Annotated in this window: 14 protein-coding genes and 1 pseudogene; 13 read left to right on the forward strand and 2 right to left on the reverse strand. The window is 62.5% G+C overall.

The genetic code is table 11. The annotated features are described in order from the left end of the window. Positions 1-56: 56 nt before the first annotated feature. The 11 genes from AC3WOG_RS06555 (at position 57) to AC3WOG_RS06605 (ending at position 16956) form a co-directional block, all read left to right on the forward strand. Positions 57-632, forward strand: coding sequence for a helix-turn-helix domain-containing protein (locus AC3WOG_RS06555; protein WP_341312635.1), 576 nt, complete (start codon positions 57-59; stop codon positions 630-632). 375 nt (positions 633-1007) lie between these two features. Further along, complete coding sequence (locus AC3WOG_RS06560; protein ID WP_492577223.1) at positions 1008-3770, forward strand: TonB-dependent receptor plug domain-containing protein; 2763 nt, start codon at positions 1008-1010, stop codon at positions 3768-3770. A gap of 282 nt (positions 3771-4052) precedes the next feature. Then, a complete protein-coding gene (locus AC3WOG_RS06565) occupies positions 4053-5996 on the forward strand; it encodes an extracellular solute-binding protein (RefSeq protein WP_492577224.1) in 1944 nt (647 codons plus the stop codon). An 8-nt stretch (positions 5997-6004) separates the two neighbouring features. Next, positions 6005-7054, forward strand: a complete 1050-nt coding sequence (locus AC3WOG_RS06570) for a microcin C ABC transporter permease YejB (protein ID WP_492577225.1) — start codon at positions 6005-6007, stop codon at positions 7052-7054. Then, on the forward strand, positions 7008-8123 hold the full coding sequence (locus tag AC3WOG_RS06575; RefSeq protein ID WP_492577226.1) for an ABC transporter permease: 1116 nt from the start codon (positions 7008-7010) through the stop codon (positions 8121-8123). The genes AC3WOG_RS06570 and AC3WOG_RS06575 overlap by 47 nt, the downstream gene beginning before the upstream one ends. Beyond that, on the forward strand, positions 8120-9748 hold the full coding sequence (locus AC3WOG_RS06580) for an ABC transporter ATP-binding protein (protein ID WP_492577227.1): 1629 nt from the start codon (positions 8120-8122) through the stop codon (positions 9746-9748). The genes AC3WOG_RS06575 and AC3WOG_RS06580 overlap by 4 nt, the downstream gene beginning before the upstream one ends. Positions 9749-9773: 25 nt before the next feature. After that, entirely contained in the window at positions 9774-11210 is a 1437-nt protein-coding gene (locus tag AC3WOG_RS06585) for a TldD/PmbA family protein (RefSeq protein WP_492577228.1), read from the forward strand. Then, positions 11210-12571, forward strand: coding sequence for a TldD/PmbA family protein (locus AC3WOG_RS06590; RefSeq protein WP_492577229.1), 1362 nt, complete (start codon positions 11210-11212; stop codon positions 12569-12571). The genes AC3WOG_RS06585 and AC3WOG_RS06590 overlap by 1 nt, the downstream gene beginning before the upstream one ends. Positions 12572-12575: 4 nt before the next feature. Next, the gene (locus tag AC3WOG_RS06595; protein ID WP_492577230.1) at positions 12576-13181 is read left to right on the forward strand and encodes a GNAT family N-acetyltransferase; all 606 of its coding nucleotides are present in this window, start codon (positions 12576-12578) and stop codon (positions 13179-13181) included. 4 nt (positions 13182-13185) lie between these two features. Then, positions 13186-13734 (forward strand): GNAT family N-acetyltransferase, encoded by a 549-nt coding sequence (locus AC3WOG_RS06600; protein WP_492577231.1) that lies wholly within the window; start codon positions 13186-13188, stop codon positions 13732-13734. A gap of 12 nt (positions 13735-13746) precedes the next feature. Continuing rightward, the gene (locus tag AC3WOG_RS06605) at positions 13747-16956 is read left to right on the forward strand and encodes a multidrug efflux RND transporter permease subunit (protein WP_492577232.1); all 3210 of its coding nucleotides are present in this window, start codon (positions 13747-13749) and stop codon (positions 16954-16956) included. 46 nt (positions 16957-17002) lie between these two features. On the opposite strand, the gene AC3WOG_RS06610 is transcribed toward AC3WOG_RS06605, so the two are convergent. Beyond that, a complete protein-coding gene (locus AC3WOG_RS06610) occupies positions 17003-17284 on the reverse strand; it encodes a DUF4148 domain-containing protein (protein ID WP_492577233.1) in 282 nt (93 codons plus the stop codon). On the opposite strand from AC3WOG_RS06610, the pseudogene AC3WOG_RS06615 reads away from it, so the two are divergent. Both AC3WOG_RS06615 and AC3WOG_RS06620 read left to right on the forward strand, forming a co-directional pair. Continuing rightward, positions 17279-18041, forward strand: a pseudogene (locus AC3WOG_RS06615) (HAMP domain-containing sensor histidine kinase); the annotation flags it as partial. The gene AC3WOG_RS06610 and the pseudogene AC3WOG_RS06615 overlap by 6 nt on opposite strands. Further along, positions 18042-18368, forward strand: a complete 327-nt coding sequence (locus AC3WOG_RS06620) for a hypothetical protein (RefSeq protein ID WP_492577234.1) — start codon at positions 18042-18044, stop codon at positions 18366-18368. It abuts the pseudogene before it with no gap. Here AC3WOG_RS06620 and AC3WOG_RS06625 read toward each other — a convergent pair. Continuing rightward, on the reverse strand, positions 18331-18867 hold the full coding sequence (locus AC3WOG_RS06625) for a lysozyme inhibitor LprI family protein (RefSeq protein ID WP_492577235.1): 537 nt from the start codon (positions 18865-18867) through the stop codon (positions 18331-18333). The two genes, AC3WOG_RS06620 and AC3WOG_RS06625, sit on opposite strands and share 38 nt — an antisense overlap. Between the last annotated feature and the right edge of the window lie 126 nt (positions 18868-18993).

The following is an 18993-nucleotide window of genomic DNA, read 5'->3' on the forward strand; positions in this document are numbered from 1 at the left end:
ATGAAACATAGTTTAGTTTTATCAAACTAATTTTGACTACGGGATTCTGTCTTGCTATGGTTTTGCCACTCGATAACAAGGCACAGGTCGCAGTTTCTATAGGAAGCAAAATCCGCGCGCTTCGCCAACGGCTCAAGCGCACGCTGGACGAAGTGGCAACAACTGCGGGAATTTCCAAGCCCTTTTTGTCGCAGGTAGAACGGGGGCACGCAACGCCTTCGATTACATCGCTAGTCGGCATTGCTCGAGCTTTAGGTGTCACGGTGCAGTACTTCGTCGACACGCCGACCGAAGACAAGTCGGTGCGTAGAGGGAATGAGCTGAAGTACTTCGGATTTGACGGGACCGCGAATCTTTTTGGACGGCTGACGAATCTGTCGGTCGGCAGCAAGCTGGAAGTCATTCTCGTCAGGATGCCGGTGGGGCAGAACCCGTCGGAAGTCACGACGCATGCAGGGGAAGAGTTTTTGTATGTGATGAGCGGTCAGATATCGCTCACGTTAGAAGGTACAACGTTCGTATTGCAGGCAGGTGACACCGCGCATTACGAGTCCACCGTGCCTCACGCCTGGGCCAATACGGCCCGCGAAGAAGCGGTGGTCGTGTGGGTGGGCACGCCAAGATTGTTTTAGCTGCCTTTGCTCCGTGCTTTCGTTGAAAGCAGTCGCTCGATATTTGTAAGCATTACTTAATGGTAGGTTGCAGATTGATCGGGTGGGAGGACGTTGCTCGCTCCATCACTCGTGGTAGTGAAAGTAAAAACAATTAGAAAGCGCTGCGCATTTCGTTTGTAATAAATAAGTAGTCCGATATTGAGTTATTTGAAGTGTCCTGTCTATATGGATGCATTTGCAATGCCGGCATTTCGTGGCCGGCTTGTGAGGCGGAAAGGTGCGGGGCGGCTTTAACGGAGCGCGGCGCAAGATCGCCGTATATCGAGTGGAGAGGTTCACAAGACCTCTCTTCACACACAGCTGTGGCCTTACTGACGAGCGAGAAGGGGAAAAATGAAACAACGGGCATTGGCACTGGCCATCAAAAGAATAATCTGGGCTGAACTGGCGTTGTCGGCCGCAATCGCCGTACCGGCGTTTGCGCAAAGCCAGCCGGCCACGACAGGAACCGCAGCAGGCGCGACGACAACGGAAAGCACGCCGGCAGCGGCTGCGGCTCCCGCATCGGGCACCGCTGCAACGCCGTCCGCGGACAACAACACCGCGACGCCTGCGGGAAAAGGGGTTCAGCAACTTAAGAAATTTGAAGTGACCGGCTCGCTAATCCGCACGTCGGACAAGGTCGGCAACACGGAAGTCCAGACCATCACGCCCAAGGAAATCCAGCAAAGCGGTTATACGACCGTGGCCGATTTCCTGCGCGGCACGTCCGCGAACTCGGGGAGCAGCTGGGGCCAAACGACGATGAACAGCTCCGCGCAAGGCGGTGGCGGCATTGCATTGCGCGGTCTGAGCGAGAAGTACACGCTAGTGCTGGTGGACGGGCAACGGGTGGCGAATTACGGCAAGGCGGTGAACTTCACCGACACGTTCTTCGACGTGAATTCGATCCCGCTCAACATGATCGACCACATCGACATCGTGAAGACCGGTGCGGTCTCGGTGTATGGTTCGGATGCAATTGCAGGCGTTGTCAATATCATCACGAAGAAGGACTTCCAGGGCTTGCAGGTCGATGGCCAGCTCGGCAAGGCGCAGCATCCGGGCGACGCGCAGGGCAACTTCAGCGTGCTCGGCGGTATCGGCGATCTGAATGGCGACCGTTTCAACGTGACGGCTGCAGCGAGCTACTACCGCGACACCGGCTCCTCGCTCGCCGATCGCGCCATGACGGCGAACCAGGACTTCAGCCAGTTCGCTGGCGGCCTCGCGGGCCCGCTCGGCCCGAATCAACAGTCGTACTGGACCGCACCCGACGGCAGCAAGGTAGCACTCAGCCCATGCCCTCCCGGTAGCGTGTCGGCGGACGGCGGCGCGGAGTGTAAGTCGAATCCCGCGAGCCAGACCTCGCTCGTGCCGGCGATCACGCGCCTGAACGCGAAAGTGCGCGGTACGTTCAAGATCAACGACGATGTGCAGGCTTACGCCGACCTCTGGGTGAGTCGCAACGAAACCGTGCAGAACGCAGGTCCGGCGGTGCTGAGCAGCCAGACCAATGCGTTCAACCCGGCCACTGGTTCGGCGTTGCCGCTGTCGCGCACGGTCTCGGGCACCAACCCGTACAATCCGTTCGGCGTGCCGACGCCGATCAACTACACGTTCCCGAACACCGTGTCGGCGGATACGGTGTCGACGTTCTGGCGTGCGATGACCGGTGTGAAGGGCTCGTTCACCACCGCCAGGTTCGGCGACTGGGATTGGTCAGCGGATTACGGCCATTCGCAGAGCACGGTCGACACGACCTACGGCAACGCGCTGAATGTTGCAGGCCTCGAGAACATTCTGCAGAACGGCGTGTTCAACTTCTCGAACCCGTCGGCCACGCCGAACGGTTTGAACGGTGTGTTCCAGAACGACTACGAGCAGGCGATCTCGAAGCTCGACAGCGTCACGGCCAAAGCCTCGACGGGCAACCTGTTCAATCTGCCGGGTGGCCCGGTCGGTGTCGGTTTCGGTACGGAATTCCGTCACGAAAGCAACGTGATCAACTCGCGCACTTATAGCGCGCTTGGGATTACCGCGCCGGCCAACGTGCAGACTGTCGACGGCGAGCGCAACGTGGCCGCCGTCTATTATCAGGTCGATATTCCGATCATCCGGAACCTGACGTTCACGCAGGCGGGCCGTTACGACCACTACAGCGACTTCGGTGGTGCGTTCTCGCCGAGCTTCGCATTGCGCTTCCAGCCGGTGCAGGCTCTCACGACTTTCGCATCGTATAGCCGTGGCTTCCGTGCTCCGACGCTGGTCGAGAACTCGCAGGCAACGTATCTGGCCCACCAGAACCTGGTGGACCCGAACGACCCGAGCGGCGTGCCGACCAAGCACTTCACAACGGAACAGGTCAACGGCAATCCGGCGCTGCAGCCTGAGCATACGAAGAACTACAACATCGGCTTCCAGCTCTCGCCGGATTCGTCGACGGATATCGGTGCGGCGTTCTACAAGATTCACATCGACGGCGTGATCGGCACGAACGATCCGAACGCGGTGATCGATGCGAACAACCCGTCGACCGTGATCCGCAATCCTGACGGCACGGTGGCCTACATCAAGGAACAGTTCATCAACCTCGGTTCGCTTGACACCGACGGCTTCGACATGAACTTCCGCAAGTCGGTCGGTACGAAGTACGGCACGTTCACGCTGGCAGGCGATTGGGTCTACGTGTGGCACTTCAAGTTGAACAGCCCCGGTGCGCCGACGCAGGACTTCGCCGGCAACAACCTCGCGCTGCTGCAGCCGTTCGGTGCGTCCAATCCGCGCTGGAAGGGTAACACCAGCCTCTCCTGGGATTACCGCAAGCTGACCACCACGCTGACGTGGCAGTACACCGGCCCGTACACCAATGCGGTGGCGTCCGAGTTTGGCGACGGCGGCACGCTGTCGGTGGCGTCGTACAGCCAGTTCAACCTGATGGCCACGTATCGCGGCTTCAAGAACTGGACGATCTACGGCGGCATCAACAACATCTTCGATCGCAAACCGCCGTTCGACGTCGAGTGGCAGGCCACCCCGGATATCACGGGCTACGACCAGTCGCTTTATACCAACATCGGCCGCTTCTTCCAGGTCGGTGCAACGTACCGCTTCTGAAGTCTTTGATGTTTGTGATTCACCCGCAGTCTGTCCAGTCGGTCGGCTGCTCCGGCTTCCGGTCATCGGTGCCGGAGCGGCTCAATTTTGTCAGAGGCGTACTTTGGAGTTCCCCGTGCTCAGTGCTCGTTCAAGACCACGGCGAGCGACGACGACCAGTAAGCCGCAGCGCAGCGCTAGCGGGAAAAGCTACGCGAGCGACGGCGTCAAGCCGTCGCTCGCGCCGATTCGACTTACCGCGCGCCGGCTTGAGGCCGGCGCGCGTTCTCACGCATTCCGAAGATGAGACTTGTGAAGTTTCGCCTGCCGCGCACCGTGTGGTCGGTTTCGCGCCAGCCGGCGCTGACGGCCGGCGCCGCATGGCTGATAGCGCTGAGCCTGTGCCTGAGTTTGAACGCGGCTTCGGTGCAGGCGAAGCCCTCGATCGCGCAATACGACGAGCCTAAATACTCGGCTGATTTCAACCACTTCGACTACGCGAATCCCGACGCGCCGGCCAACGGCTCGCTCAGTTTCGAAAACTATAACGAACTGCAGACTTACGATTCGCTGAATCCGTTTCTGGTGCGCGGCGCACCCGCACCCGACATTCTGAATCTGATGTTCGACACGCTGATGCAGCGTAGCTGGGACGAGCTGGCTTCCGAATACCCGTTAATCGCGAACGACGTAGAGGTGGCGTCGGATCTGACGTCAGCCACGTTCCATATCAATCCCGCCGCCCGCTTTTCGAACGGCGACCCGATCACCGCTGCCGACGTCAAATATTCGTACGACACGCTGATAAGTCCGCAGGCTTCGCCGCTTTTCAACGCGCAGTTCTCGGTCATCAAAAGCGCGACGGTAATCGACAAGAACACGATCCGCTTCGATTTCAAGCATCCCGAACGCGATGCGCCGCTGATTGCCGGCGACCTGCCGATCTTCTCGCCGAAGTGGGGGATGCAGCCCAACGGCAAGCGTCCGCCATTCGATCAGATCTCTTCCACACCGCCGATCAGCAGCGGCGCCTATCTGGTCGAGGGACGAAAAAACGACAAGCAGATCACATATCGCCGCAACCCTGACTACTGGGCGTCGAATCTGCCGTCGCGACGCGGCATGTTCCGCTTCCAGCACATCACCTTCAAGCTGTACCGTGACCACTACACGCAACTCGAAGCCTTCAAGGCGGGCGATGCGGACGTCATCGTGGAATACAGCGCGACGCAGTGGGCGCGCAAGTATGTAGGCAAGAATTTCGACAACGGACTGCTGAAGAAGGGTGATTTCGCCGACGGTCCCGCGCAGATGCAGGGCATGCTGATGAATCTGCGCAAGCCGATGTTCCAGGACCCGCGCGTGCGCCACGCGCTCACGCTGGCATTCGACTACGACTGGATGAACCGGATGATGTTCTACGGCCAATACCGGCGCACCAGCAGTTATTTCGAGGCGAGTCCGTTCGGCGCAACCGGCATGCCCGGACCCAAGGAGCTGGCGCTGCTCGAGCCGTTGCGCGCCAGTGTGCCGCCCGAGGTATTCGGTCCGATGCTCAAGCAACCCACTACGATTGCACCGGATTCCCTGCGCGGCAATCTGCGTGTCGCACGCGATCTGCTGGCGCAGGCTGGATGGCACTATCGCGACGGCGCATTGCGCGACGCGAACGGCACGCCGATGACGATCGAGATCATGGACGATCAGCCCGGTATGGATCGTCTGATCCTGCCATATATGCAGGCGCTCGGCATGCTCGGCATCCAGGCCCATATGCGTGAAATCGACAGTGCGTTGTACGAGAAGCGTCTGGACAATTTCGAGTACGACATGACCACCTTTATCTATCCGCCGGTGACGATTCCGGGCGCCGAACTGACACGCCGCTTCGGCAGTGCGGCCGCGTCCGAAGTCGGCTCCGAGAACTATCCGGGGATTCGATCGAAAGCGGTCGACTCGCTGATTCGCGCCGCGCTCTCGGCCACCAATCTCGACGATCTGGAGGCGGCGACCCGTGCGCTCGACCGCGTCCTGATCTACTCGTTCTATCTGGTGCCGGAGTACTACGCGCCGGGCGCGCGCATCGGCTACAAGACGACGCTGGCGTTCCCGAAGATCGTGCCCACGTCTTACCTGTACGAAGACTGGGTCATCGATTACTGGTACGCAAAAGCGCCGCGCACTCAAGCGACTCAAACCACCCAGGCGGCGCAGTCCGTTCTCTCAACCACGGCTACGGCCCACTGAGGACCAGCATGCTTGCCTACATTCTCAGACGACTGCTGTTAATGGTGCCGACGCTGCTCGGCGTGGTCACGCTGACCTTTGTCGTCACGCAGTTCGTGCCGGGTGGGCCGGTCGAACAGGTGATGACGCAACTCCGCCACGGCACTGGCCGTGGCGGAGAGGCGGGGGCCGGCGCCGGCGGCTATCACGGCAGCCAGGGCGTCGATCCTCTGCAGATCGAACAGATCAAGAAGCAGTTCGGCTTCGACAAGCCGCCGCTCGAACGCTATCTGCTGATGCTCGAGCACTATGCGACGTTCGATCTCGGCCAGTCGTACTTCCAGCATGAAAGCGTGTGGGAGGTGATCCGTTCGAAGCTGCCGGTGTCGATCACGCTCGGCATATGGACGGTGCTGCTCACGTATCTGATATCGGTGCCGTTGGGCATTGCGAAAGCGGTGCGCAACGGCTCGCGCTTCGATACGGCAACGAGCGTGCTGGTGCTGGCCGGCTACGCGATTCCCGGCTTCGTGCTCGGTGTGCTGCTGCTGATGCTGTTCGGCGGCACCTTCTGGCAGGTGTTTCCGATGCGCGGCCTCACGTCGGATAACTTCGGCGAGCTGAGCACCTTCGGCAAGTTACTCGATTATCTGTGGCACATCGTGCTGCCGGTGACGGCCTCGGTGGTCGGCAACTTCGCGATCGTGACGATTCTCACCAAGAACACGTTCCTCGAAGAGATCGGCCGTCAATATGTGTTGACCGCGCGCGCCAAGGGCGCGCCGGAGCGCGACGTGCTGTGGAAGCACGTGCTGCGCAATGCCGCGATTCCGTTGTTGACGGGTCTGCCAGCCGCGTTTGTCGGCGCATTCCTGAACGGCAACCTGCTGATCGAAACGCTGTTCTCGCTCGACGGCATGGGGCAACTTTCGTACGACTCGGTGATTCGCCGGGATTATCCGGTCGTGCTCGGTTCGCTCTTTCTCTTCACGCTGATCGGCCTCGTAACCAAACTCATCGCTGACGTCTGCTATGTCCTTGTCGACCCCCGCATCCAATTCAACCGCCTGGACCGCTGACGTGGCCGGCGTGGCGCACGCGGCGTCGCCGTCGCCATGGCGGCGCACATGGCTGCGCTTCAAACAGCAGCGTCTCGGTTACTGGAGCCTCGTGATCTTCGTATCGCTGTTCGTCATCAGCCTGCTCGGCGAGGTGCTGTCCAACGATCGCCCGTTGGTGGTCCGATACGAAGGCCACTATTACTTCCCGATCGTAAAGGACTATTCGGAGACCTTGTTCGGCGGCGATTTTCCGGCTGGCGCGAACTACCTGGACCCGTATATCCGCTCGCGGCTCGAATCGAACGGCAACTTCGCGATATATCCGCCGAATCATTTTCACTACGACACGATCGATTACTTCGCCGCGCATCCGTATCCGGCGCCGCCGACGACGACCAACTGGCTCGGCACCGATCAGTACGGTCGCGACGTGCTCGCGCGGCTCCTGTACGGTTTCCGGCTGTCGGTGCTGATGGCGCTCGCGCTGACCGTGTCCGGCGTGCTGGTCGGCGTGTTGACGGGCGCGGTGCAGGGTTTTTATGGCGGACGCACCGATCTGATCGGGCAACGCCTCATTGAGATCTGGAGTTCGATGCCGGACCTGTATCTGCTGATCATCTTCGCGTCGATTTTCGAGCCGACCTTGTGGCTGCTGTTTATTCTGCTATCGATGTTCGGCTGGCTCGTGCTGTCCGACTACGTGCGCGCCGAATTCCTGCGTAACCGTTCGCTCGATTACGTCAAGGCTGCACGCACGATGGGCCTCTCAAACTGGCAGATCATGTGGCACCACGTGCTGCCCAATAGCCTGACGCCGGTGATTACGTTCCTGCCGTTTCGCATGAGCGCGGCGATTCTGTCGCTGACGAGTCTCGACTTTCTCGGCCTGGGCGTGCCGCCGCCGACCCCGAGCCTCGGCGAATTGCTTCAGCAGGGCAAGAACAACCTCGACGCCTGGTGGATTTCGATTTCGGCGTTTGCCGCGTTGGTGATCACGCTGCTGCTGTTGACCTTCATGGGCGATGCGCTGCGCAATGCGCTCGATACGCGCTCGCGCGGTTCGGCTTTCGGCGGAGGTCCGCGATGAGCCACGTCACGTCGACTCAACCCTTGCTGGAAATCGACCGCTTCTCCGTGCGTTTCGGCGACAAGATCGCGGTGCATGAACTGAGCCTCTCGATCGCGCGCGGCGAACGGGTCGCGCTGGTCGGCGAATCGGGTTCGGGTAAGAGCGTCACCGCGTTGTCGATCTTGCAGCTGGTCGAGCATGCGGAGCTGAGCGGGCGCATCCTGCTCGACGGTGAAGACCTGCTGCAAAAAACCGAGCAGCAGATGCGCGGGATTCGCGGCGCGGATGTCGCGATGGTGTTTCAGGAGCCGATGACCGCTCTTAATCCGCTCTTCACGATCGGCAAGCAGATCGCCGAGAGTTTGCGCCTGCACGAAGGCCTGCGGCCGAACGCGGCGCGCGAGCGCGGCATCGAATTGCTCAGACGCACCGGCATTCCCGAGCCGGAACGGCGCATCGACAGCTTTCCGCACCAACTGTCCGGCGGCCAGCGGCAGCGCGCGATGATCGCGATGGCGCTTGCATGCCGCCCCCGTTTGCTGCTCGCCGACGAACCCACTACCGCGCTCGACGTCACCGTGCGTCAGCAAATCGTCGATCTGCTGATCGCCTTGCAGGAACAGGAAGCGGCCGAACGCGGCATGGCCGTGCTGCTGATTACGCACGACCTGAATCTGGTCAAGCGCTTCGCGCAGCGCGTCGCGGTGATGGAGAAGGGTGTGCTGGTCGAAACCAATACGACCGAAGCCTTGTTCGCCGATCCGCAGCATCCGTATACGAAGCGCCTGCTCGACAGCGAGCCGCAACGCGCGGTCGAACCGGTCGAAGCCGGCGCGCGGCGGCTGCTCGAAGTGCAAGGCCTCGCGGTCGACTACCGCACGTCGGCGAAGGGCTGGCGTTCGATGTTCAGGCGCTCCACGTTTCGCGCGGTACAGGAGGTCGATTTGAGCTTGCGGCGCGGCGAGACGCTCGGGATCGTCGGCGAATCGGGTTCGGGCAAGTCGACGCTGGCGGCCACCGTGCTCGGTTTGCAGCAGCCGGCCGCGGGTCATATTCACATCGACGGCTTGCCGTTGTCGACGCTGAAGACCGCCACCTCGCGCCGTGCGCTGTATGCGCGCATACAGGTCGTGTTCCAGGACCCGTTCGGTTCGCTGTCGCCGCGGATGACAGTGGAGCAGATCATCGGCGAGGGCCTCGCCATGCATCGGCCGGAAGTGGATGCGAAGGCGCGGCGCGCGCGCGTGGGCGGCCTGCTCGAAGAGGTTGGCATGCCCGCCGATGCGATGCTGCGCTATCCGCACGAGTTTTCCGGCGGACAGCGCCAGCGCATTGCGATTGCGCGCGCGCTGGCGGTCGAACCGGAGTTGCTGGTGCTCGACGAACCGACCAGCGCACTCGACGTGTCGATCCAGAAGCAGGTGCTGAATCTGCTGACAAATCTGCAGAAAAAGTACAAGCTTAGTTTTTTGTTCATCACGCACGATCTGGCGGTGATGCGAGCCATGGCGCATCGCGTGATCGTGATGAAGTCGGGACGCATCGTAGAAGCCGGCGACACACTCGATGTGTTGCATGCGCCGTCGCATCCTTATACCCAGTCGCTGCTGGCGTCGTCGCTGGTCCTGCCGCCGCCGGGCTAAACAGAGATTCATACAGGAACCTCGAATGATTGACGAACGTTGGGCGCAAGCTGCCCGCACGCTGACGAGCCGCGCGGCGTTCTGGTCGCTGCGCATTGTCGACGAACAGATCGACGACCACGAAATCCGCAATGACATTGCGCAGCCGCTGCGCACGGTGCGCGATCGTGGCGCGATGCTGATCGCATGGGTAGGCGCGGGAGCGGGCTATGCGGCCACGGCGAATCTGTCCGCCGCCGGCTTGCAGGCGGCGCTCGATATAGCGACGGCTCGCGCGGAAGCGAGCGCCACGCTATCTTTGATCGACCATCGCGAGGTGGTGCGTCCGGCTGCCAGCGGCCACTACGTATCGCCGAATGCGCAGCACGCGTTGCCGGGCCGGGCCGAATGGCTCGACCGTTTGGGCGCGGAATGCGCGAGCGCGAATCTCGATACACGTATTGTCGAACGTGTGGCGGGCGTGCAGATCACGCATACCGATCAGCTCTACATTACCGGCGACGGCGTACGGATCGACCAGCAATTCCGCTTTGTGATGCCGCAATTGAGTGTGGCCGCGCACGCGAACGGCGACACCCAGGTGCGCACGCTCGGCGGCAACTACGGCACGCTCGGACAGGGCGGCATTGAAGTATTGGCGCGCTTCGGCTTCGAAGGCGCGGGCCTGCGGGTCGCCAACGATGTGTTGCAGTTGCTGGCTGCGCCGAATTGCCCTTCAGGCAAGCGCGATCTGCTGCTGATGCCCGATCAGATGATGCTGCAAATTCACGAATCGATCGGCCATCCGCTCGAACTCGACCGTATTCTCGGCGACGAGCGCAACTTCGCGGGCTGGAGCTTCGTCAAGCAGGAGATGTTCGGCTCATACCGCTACGGTTCCGAACTGCTGAACGTCACCTTCGACCCGGAGCTGCGCGAGGAAGCCGCCGCTTACGCGTTCGACGACGACGGCACCGAAGCGCGCAAACAATATCTGATTCGCAACGGCGTGCTCGAACGGCCGCTGGGCGGCGCGCTTTCGCAGCAGCGTGCGCACATGCCCGGCGTCGCCAATTCGCGTGCGTCGAACTGGAACCGGCCGCCGATCGACCGGATGGCGAATCTGAACATCGAGCCCGGTCATAGCTCGCTGGGCGAGATGATCGGCAACATCGAACACGGCATTCTGATGCGCACCAACACCTCGTGGTCGATCGACGACCATCGCAACAAATTCCAGTTCGGCTGCGAGTTCGGCCAGCTGATCGAACACGGTAAGCTCACGCAGGTGGTGAAGCAGCCGAATTATCGCGGCATCTCGGCGAATTTCTGGCGCAGCCTGAGCGCGGTGGGCAATGCGGGCACGCGCGAGGTGTACGGCACCCCGATGTGCGGCAAGGGCGAACCGGCGCAGATCATTCGCGTCGGTCATGCGTCGCCTGCTTGCGTGTTCAGCAACGTCGACGTGTTCGGAGGCGCCTGATGAGCCAATTCATGTCCTCGCGGGCCGGTGCATCGCTCGACTGGCAGCAGCATTTCACGTCGTTGGCCGATGCGATCGAGCGCTTGCAGCACGCTGGCGAAACCACGCTGAGTTCGTTTGCCGGCGAGCAGTCCGACTTCATTCGCTTCAACGCAGGCAAGGTGCGGCAGATCGGCAGCGTGTCGCAAGGCAAGCTGACCTTGCGGTTGATCGACGGCGCACGCCAGGCCTATTCGACGCTGACCGTATGCGGCGACCTGCAACAGGACCTGGACGAAGTGAGCGCGGCGCTCGCCACCTTGCGCGACGGCTTGCGCGATGCAGCGGACGATCCACATCTGTTGTTCGATACGTCGCAATGGCAGCGGGCCACGCAGCGTTCCGGCAAGCTGCCGGACCCGCAGGGCTTGTTGCGCACTGTCGCCGAATGCGCGCAGGGGCTGGATTTCGTCGGCTTTTACGCGGGCGGCACGATCGTGCGCGGCTTCGCGTCCACCAGCGGCAGCCGCGGCTGGTACGAAGTCGACAACTTCAATTTCAGCTGGTCGCTGTATGACCCGAGCGGCCGGGCGATCAAAACGACCTACGCCGGCGACGACTGGAGCGATGCCGCCTTCGCGCGCAAAGTCGAGCAGGCGTCGGCTCGTCTCGCCGTGCTCGCGCGCACGCCGCGCGCGTTGGCGCCGGGGCGTTATCGCTCGTATCTGGCGCCCGCGGCGCTTGCGGAATTGCTCAGCGTGACCGCATGGAGCGGATTCTCCGCGCGGGCGCAAGCGAGCTCGCGCAGCGAGTTGTACAAACTGCACACCGGCGAAGTCGCGCTCGATCCGCGCGTGAGCTTGAGCGAAGACCTGAATCTCGGCATCACGCCGGGTTTCAACGACGACGGCTATCTGCGCCAAAGCGTGCCGCTGATCCAGGCGGGCCGCAGCGCCGAGCGCTTGACCAATGCACGCAGCGCACGCGAGTACGGTTTGACGCCCAACGGCGCGCTGGCGAACGAATCGCCGGCGGCGCTTTCGATGGAAGGCGGCGATCTGGCGGAACAGGACGTGCTGGCGAAGCTCGATACCGGCCTCTACATCGGCAATCTCTGGTACGTGAATTTCTCGGACCGGATGAATTGCCGCCTGACCGGCATGACGCGCTTCGCGACCTTCTGGGTCGAGCACGGGCAGATCGTCGCGCCGCTCGAGGCGATGCGTTTCGACGACAGCTTGTACCGGTTGCTCGGCGGCGAGCTCGAACAGCTCGGCGCTCAACCCGAGTTGCTGCTGAGCGATTCCACATGGGGCGAGCGCGCAACCGGCGGCGTGCAATTACCCGGCATTCTGGCGCGATCTTTTGAATTGACGTTATGAGCCTATGGATCAACACATAAAAACAACATCTAAACCTGAGAGCTTGCCCGAGGGTCTGACGCTGCGCCCGTTGCTTCTCGCCGACGCCGAACAATTCCACGCGATGCAGCAACTGCCGGTCGTGGTGAACGGCAATCCGCACCCGCCGTTTCAGTCGCTTGCCAGCACGCGCGAATACATCGAAAAGCTCGAACCCAGCGAGATCGTGATCGCGGCGACGATCGGCGACACGCTGGTCGGTGAAGCGGAACTGACGCCTTCGAAGGGGCGCCGCTCGCATGCCGGCTCGCTCGGCATCTGCGTGCACGACGCATGGCATCGGCGTGGCATCGGCAATGCGCTGATGATCGAACTGCTCGATGTGGCCGACAACTGGCTCGGCCTGCGCCGTGTCGAGTTGCACGTGTTCGCCGATAACCACGCGGCGCTCGCGTTGTACCGCAAGTTCGGCTTCGAGATCGAAGCGCGGCAGCGTGGCGCGGTGTTGCGCGGCGGCGTGCTGATAGATTGCTTCTTCATGGCGCGGCTGCGCGAGGCGGCGCCGTTCATGTCGACGCCGTCAACTGCAGTGCAGTCGACACTGTCGACACCGAACCTTGCCGCGGAATAAGACCATGAACGATCGAACCTTGCATAGCGACCCGGCAGTGGAGAACCGCATCACGATCAAGGCGCTTGAACAGTCCGACATGGCGTCGTTCGCCGAGATCATGAGCCTGCCCGGCGTGCGGCGCGGCACGCTGTCAGTCGGTTATCGCAACGCCGAAAAAATCGCCGCGTGGCACGAGCGGCGCCTCAAAGGCAGTGTGAGCGTGTGCGCATGGCTGGACGGCCGCATGGTGGGGCACGCCGGACTTACGGTATTTCGGCCGTGCCGTGCGCACGGCGCCGAGTTAGGATTGGCGGTGCACGACGCGTATCATGGGCGCGGTGTCGGCACGGCGCTCATGCGGGCACTGACCGAAACCGCGGATGCGTCGCTCGGCTTGCGCCGCCTCGAACTGCAGGTGTTCACGGACAACACGCCGGCGATCGCGCTGTACCGCAAGTTCGGCTTCGTCGAAGAAGGCGTGTCGCGCGGTTATGCCATGCGCGACGGCGTGCTGGCCGATGCGCTGCACATGGCCCGTCTCGCCGACGCACCGAGCTTCCTCGCCATCTGAACGGATTTTTGCGTGCCTTTTTTTTTCATCGACCGCCCGGTCTTCGCATGGATCGTCGCGCTCGCCATCGTCGTGGCGGGCGCGCTCGCTATTCCGCAACTGCCGGTCGCGCAGTATCCGCGCCTCGCGCCACCGCGTGTGGTCATCAGCGCCACCTATCCGGGCGCGTCGACTGAAGTAGTGGACGCGAACGTCGGCAGCATCATCGAGGAGAGTCTCGATGGCGCCGACAACATGCTGTACTACGAAACCACCAGCGACAACCTCGGCGAACTCGAGATCGACGTGACGTTCGCACCCGGCACCAATCCCGATCTCGCGATGGTCGACGTTCAGAACCGCCTGAAGCAGATCGAGTCGCGCCTGCCGCAGCAGGTCGTGCAGCAGGGCATCAGCGTATTCAAGGCGGCCAACACCTTCCTGATGCTGGTCGCGCTCACGTCCACCGACGGCACGCGCGATTCCGTGCAATTGAGCGACTATCTGAGCCGCTACGTGATGCGCGAACTGAAGCGCGCGCCCGGGGTGGGCTCCGCCCAGTTGTGGGACGCAGACGAAGCACTGCGCATCTGGCTCGACCCGATGAAGCTGCGCGAGTACGGCTTGGGCGCCGCCGAAGTGAACGCCGCGATCGCCGCGCAAAACGCCACGGTGACTGCGGGCACGCTGGGCGATGCGCCGTTCGTCGCGGGGCAGCAATTGAACGCCTCGGTGAGCGTGAAGGGCCAACTGATCTCGCCCGCCGAGTTCGGCCAGATCGTGCTGAAGGCGCGGCCCGACGGCTCGGCGGTGCGCTTGCGCGACGTCGCGCGCGTCGAGCTCGGCCGCGACAATTATTCATACTGGTCGCGCCTGAACGGCAAGGCGGCGGCAACCGTCGGCATTCAGCTCGGCCCGCGCGGCAACGCGCTTGAAACGTCCACTGCGATCCGCGCGCGGCTCGCCGAACTGTCGAAACGTTTGCCGCCTGGCGTCGCCATCGACATTCCCTTCGACAACGCGCATTTCGTGCAGATCGCGATTCACGAAGTGCTCGTGACGCTGTTCGAAGCCGTGGTGCTGGTGTTCTTCGTGATGTGGCTGTTCCTGCGCGATCTGCGCTACACGCTGGTGCCGACCGTGGTGATTCCGGTCACGCTGATGGGCGCGTTCCTCGCGATGTATGCGTGCGGCCTGTCGATCAACGTATTCACGATGTTCGGCCTCGTGCTGGCGATCGGCATTCTCGTCGACGATGCGATCGTGGTGGTCGAGAGCGTGCATCGCGTGATGGAAGACGAGGGTTTGCCGCCGCGCGAGGCCACGCGAAAGGCCATGTCGCAGATCGGCGGCGCGATCATCGGCGTGACCGCGGTGTTGACGGCGGTGTTCGTGCCGATGGCGTTCTTTCCTGGCGGCGTCGGCGGTATTTATCGGCAGTTCGCGGTAGCGATGATCGCGTCGATGCTGGTGTCGTCGTTCATGGCGCTGTCGTTGACGCCCGCGTTGTGCGCGAATCTGCTGAAGGCACACAAGCAGACGGTGCATCAGCGCGACGCGCGCCGCGGCCTGCCCGGTTTTGCGGCGCGCGCGGCGAGCCGTTTCACCTCCGGCTTCGATCGCGCCGCGAGCGCTTATCGTGGACTCACGGCACGCACGCTGCGCCGCGTCGGGCCGATGCTGGCGATCTACGCGGTGCTGGTCGGCGTGTGCGGCGTGCTGTACTGGCAAATGCCCGGCGGCTTTCTGCCGAGCGAGGACGAAGGCCAGTTGCAGGTGACGGTCCAGTTGCCTGCGGGCGCGACCCAGGCGCGCACGCTGGCGGTGGTCGAGCGGATGGAAAAAATTCTGCATGCCGAGCCGGCGATTTCGAATATCACCAGCGTGATCGGCTGGAGCTTTACCGGCAGCGGTCAGAATGTGGCCATGGCCTTCGTCGAACTGAAGGACTGGGACAAGCGCGACACTGGCGCGCTGGCGTTGCGCGATAAGCTCAACGAACAGTTCGACAAGATTATCGACGGCGATGTGCAAGCGCAATTGCCGCCTTCGGTGCCGGGTCTTGGGCATTCAGACGGTTTCGTGTTCCGGCTCGAGGACCGCGGCGGGATCGGCGTGGACGCGCTGAAGGCGGCGCGCGAGCAGCTGTTCGCGCAGGCCAAGGCGAGTCCGGTGCTGACCTCGATACATTCCGAAGATTTGCCGGACGCGCCGCGCGTCGAGCTCGATATCGACCGCGCCAAAGCGTATGCGCTCGGCGTGCCGTTCGAGCGCATTGCCGAGGTGCTGGGCAGCACGTTCGGCTCGACCTACATCGACGATTTTCCGGCCGGCGGCCGCATGCGCCGCGTGATGATCGCCGCCGACGCCGCCGCACGCATGACCGACGACGATCTGATGGCGCTCGCGGTGCCCAACGCGACGGGCGGGATGGTGCCGCTCTCGGCGATCGCAACGCGCCACTGGACCATCGGTCCGGTGATGTTGAGCCGCTACAACGGTTATCCGTCGCTCGACGTCAGCGGCCGCGCGGCGCCGGGTCATAGTTCCGGTGCGGCGATGGCCGAGATGGAACGGCTCGCGGCGACGCTGCCGGAGGGCATCGGCTATGACTGGGTCGACGCGGCGCGCGAAGAAACCGCGGCGGCGCGGCTCACACCATTGCTGATCGGTTTATCGCTGCTGGCGGTGTTCATGGCGCTGGCCGCGCTCTACGAAAGCTGGACGATTCCACTTTCGGTATTGATGGTGGTGCCGCTCGGCGTGATCGGCGCGGTCGCCGCGGTGCTGCTGCGCGGCATGCCGAACGACGTCTATTTCAAGGTCGGCATGATTACCGTGATTGGTCTCGCGGCGAAGAACGCGATTCTGATCGTGCAGTTCGCCCGTGATCTGCATCAGCGCGGCTTGCCGTTGACGCGCGCGGTGACCGAGGCAGCCGCCGCGCGCTTCCGGCCGATTGTGATGACCTCGGCGGCTTTTTTGCTGGGCGTCGTGCCGCTGGTGGTGTCGAGCGGCGCGGGCGCTGAAAGCCGCCGCTCGATCGGCACCGGCGTGTTCGGCGGGGTGCTGGCTGCAACGTTGTTCGGGCTCGTGTTCGCACCCCTCGCGTTCCATGCGGTCGCGTCGCTCACGCATGGCAGACGGCGGCTTGCGGAGCTGAATCGCAGGCGCGGCGAGCGGCGTGAGCGGCGTGAGGACCGCGCGGCGAGCGACACCGGCCGCTTGACGAATGGCCGGTGACGGCGCGCAAGCCGGGTCCGTGTGACCGCGGCGCTGAACGTCACGTTCAACCTGCCGGCTGATTGGCCGCTTGCGCGGGCGCTTCGCCGGCCGGTGTTTGCGCATGGGTCATCGGCTTGGCGGGCACGTAATCCGCGCGATATTCGGCTTGCGGCTTCTGTTCCGCCTGTTGCAGATCGTTGGGGTATTCGCTGTCGTCGTCGCCGGGGTTGTAGCCGACTGCTTCCAGTTCGCCCAGCTCGTGCATCAATTGCTTATGCGTGACTTCGCCTTTGAGCGCGTTGAACGGATAGTCGTTGCATTGCTGCTGCGTGAAGCCGGCACGCAACGGATTGCGCAGGGCGATCTCGCGCAGCGTCTGCCGATCGGCGGACGCGATGAAGTGGATATGCTCGCGCATCTGGTGAACCATATGCTCGCCGAAGTCGAGCGCCTGATGAACGAAGTGAAGGGCGCTTGCGACGGCATCGCCCACGACCTGCGCACGCCGCTTGCACACGTGCGGACCTTGCTGGCACACGCGGCGGAGCGCACCGATGCACTCGACGATGCCGCGCTGTCGCAACTGGTGGAGCGCGCGCATCGAGACCGACGCATTGCTCGACCGGTTTCGCGCGATGTTGCGTATCTCGGAGATCGGCACGTTGCAGCGGCGCGGCGGCTTTGGTGAGATGCAACTGGAAACGCTGGTGCGGGAAGTGGGCGAACTCTATAAGCCGCTGGCCGAAAGTAGAGCGATTCAGCTTTCGGTGCGCGCCCAACCGGTCGATGCGGTTCACGGCGACCGCGCGTTGCTTTTTGAAGCATTGAGCAATCTGGTCGACAACGCGATCAAGTTCACGCCTGAAGGCGGGACGGTGCGGATGGAATTGCACCAGACATCGGCGGGGCCGCAGGTAGACATTATCGACAACGGCCCAGGCATCGCCGCGGACGAACGCGATGCGGTGCTGCAGCGGTTTTATCGCGGTGAGAGCACCCGGCACCTGGCTGGGTCCGGCTTGGGTTTGAGCATCGTGTCCGCGGTGATGCGTGTGCATGACTTCACGATGACGATCGGCAATGCGCAGCCTGGTAGGGGGTGAATGCGGGTTCTGTTCGTGGCTCCCTCTCATCCCGAAGCCGCCTGGCTGTTCAAGGCGCTGCAGGAGAGCGCGCATAGTCTGCAGCGGGCCGATGATCTGCGGGATGGGGTTTTTCTCGCCTCGCAGGAGGCGTTTGATGCGATTGTTGTGATGGTGCTTGATGTTGGGTTTTATTCTGCTTTGCAAGCTGTTCTAGGGGAGTTTGTTGCTGCTGGTGGCGGGGCGGCTATGGTTGCTGTGCTCGGTGCTGCTACTGCTCAAGATCGGACTAAGGCAAAAAACCGCAATCTCATTGTGTCAGGGCCGCATCCGCCGGCCCCACCATAGCGAGTCCGCAAAACCAATCGCCGCCATGCGGCTCATATCGCCAGTGGGCATTCTGCTTGATCACAGTGGAACACTGCTCATTCACCACGATACCTGGATTCGCAGCCGTGCATTGAAGCACCACGGTCTCGGCTTGCTGCGGCGCAAGCGGTTCAGCCGGAATACCCGTCGTCCCGCTTTGCATGCTTTCGATCAACCGTCGCAGTTCGTCAATCCGCGTGGCATACCACGCCCCCAGACACGCCGCATCGCGGCAATTCGCTTCCCGCCAGGCCCACTTGCTGTCGCTATCGTTAAGAAAGGCTCGCCGGTTCACGACTCGCCGGCGCGCTTTCCAGTACAACTGACCCAGCGCGTCGTCGAGTTTCGATAGCGCGGGATCGGTGCAGATCATCTTTTCGGTGAGCGAGCGCCCCTTGTTGCAATCGAAGCTGGTGGCGTGCGCAGGCAGATTCGTCAACATCAAGGCGGCAGTGAGAATTGGGCGGATGATTTTCATTGCGGTCCCGGCGGTGCAAGGGTTTTTCATGCAATGAATGATCGGTGCAGTCGCCAGGACACAGACGCCGGAAAACAGCGTGACTTCAGGTGGGTGATTACAAAATCTTGCTTCGCATGGGCGCAA

The sequence above is a fragment of the Paraburkholderia sp. FW306-02-B genome (assembly GCF_058782725.1).

Coding starts and splice junctions, on each gene's coding strand:
- AC3WOG_RS06555 (WP_341312635.1), top strand. CDS start 57: ATGGTTTTGCCACTCGATAACAAGGCACAGGTCGCAGTTTCTATAGGA.
- AC3WOG_RS06560 (WP_492577223.1), top strand. CDS start 1,008: ATGAAACAACGGGCATTGGCACTGGCCATCAAAAGAATAATCTGGGCT.
- AC3WOG_RS06565 (WP_492577224.1), top strand. CDS start 4,053: ATGAGACTTGTGAAGTTTCGCCTGCCGCGCACCGTGTGGTCGGTTTCG.
- AC3WOG_RS06570 (WP_492577225.1), top strand. CDS start 6,005: ATGCTTGCCTACATTCTCAGACGACTGCTGTTAATGGTGCCGACGCTG.
- AC3WOG_RS06575 (WP_492577226.1), top strand. CDS start 7,008: ATGTCCTTGTCGACCCCCGCATCCAATTCAACCGCCTGGACCGCTGAC.
- AC3WOG_RS06580 (WP_492577227.1), top strand. CDS start 8,120: ATGAGCCACGTCACGTCGACTCAACCCTTGCTGGAAATCGACCGCTTC.
- AC3WOG_RS06585 (WP_492577228.1), top strand. CDS start 9,774: ATGATTGACGAACGTTGGGCGCAAGCTGCCCGCACGCTGACGAGCCGC.
- AC3WOG_RS06590 (WP_492577229.1), top strand. CDS start 11,210: ATGAGCCAATTCATGTCCTCGCGGGCCGGTGCATCGCTCGACTGGCAG.
- AC3WOG_RS06595 (WP_492577230.1), top strand. CDS start 12,576: ATGGATCAACACATAAAAACAACATCTAAACCTGAGAGCTTGCCCGAG.
- AC3WOG_RS06600 (WP_492577231.1), top strand. CDS start 13,186: ATGAACGATCGAACCTTGCATAGCGACCCGGCAGTGGAGAACCGCATC.
- AC3WOG_RS06620 (WP_492577234.1), top strand. CDS start 18,042: ATGCGGGTTCTGTTCGTGGCTCCCTCTCATCCCGAAGCCGCCTGGCTG.
- AC3WOG_RS06625 (WP_492577235.1), bottom strand. CDS start 18,867: ATGAAAATCATCCGCCCAATTCTCACTGCCGCCTTGATGTTGACGAAT.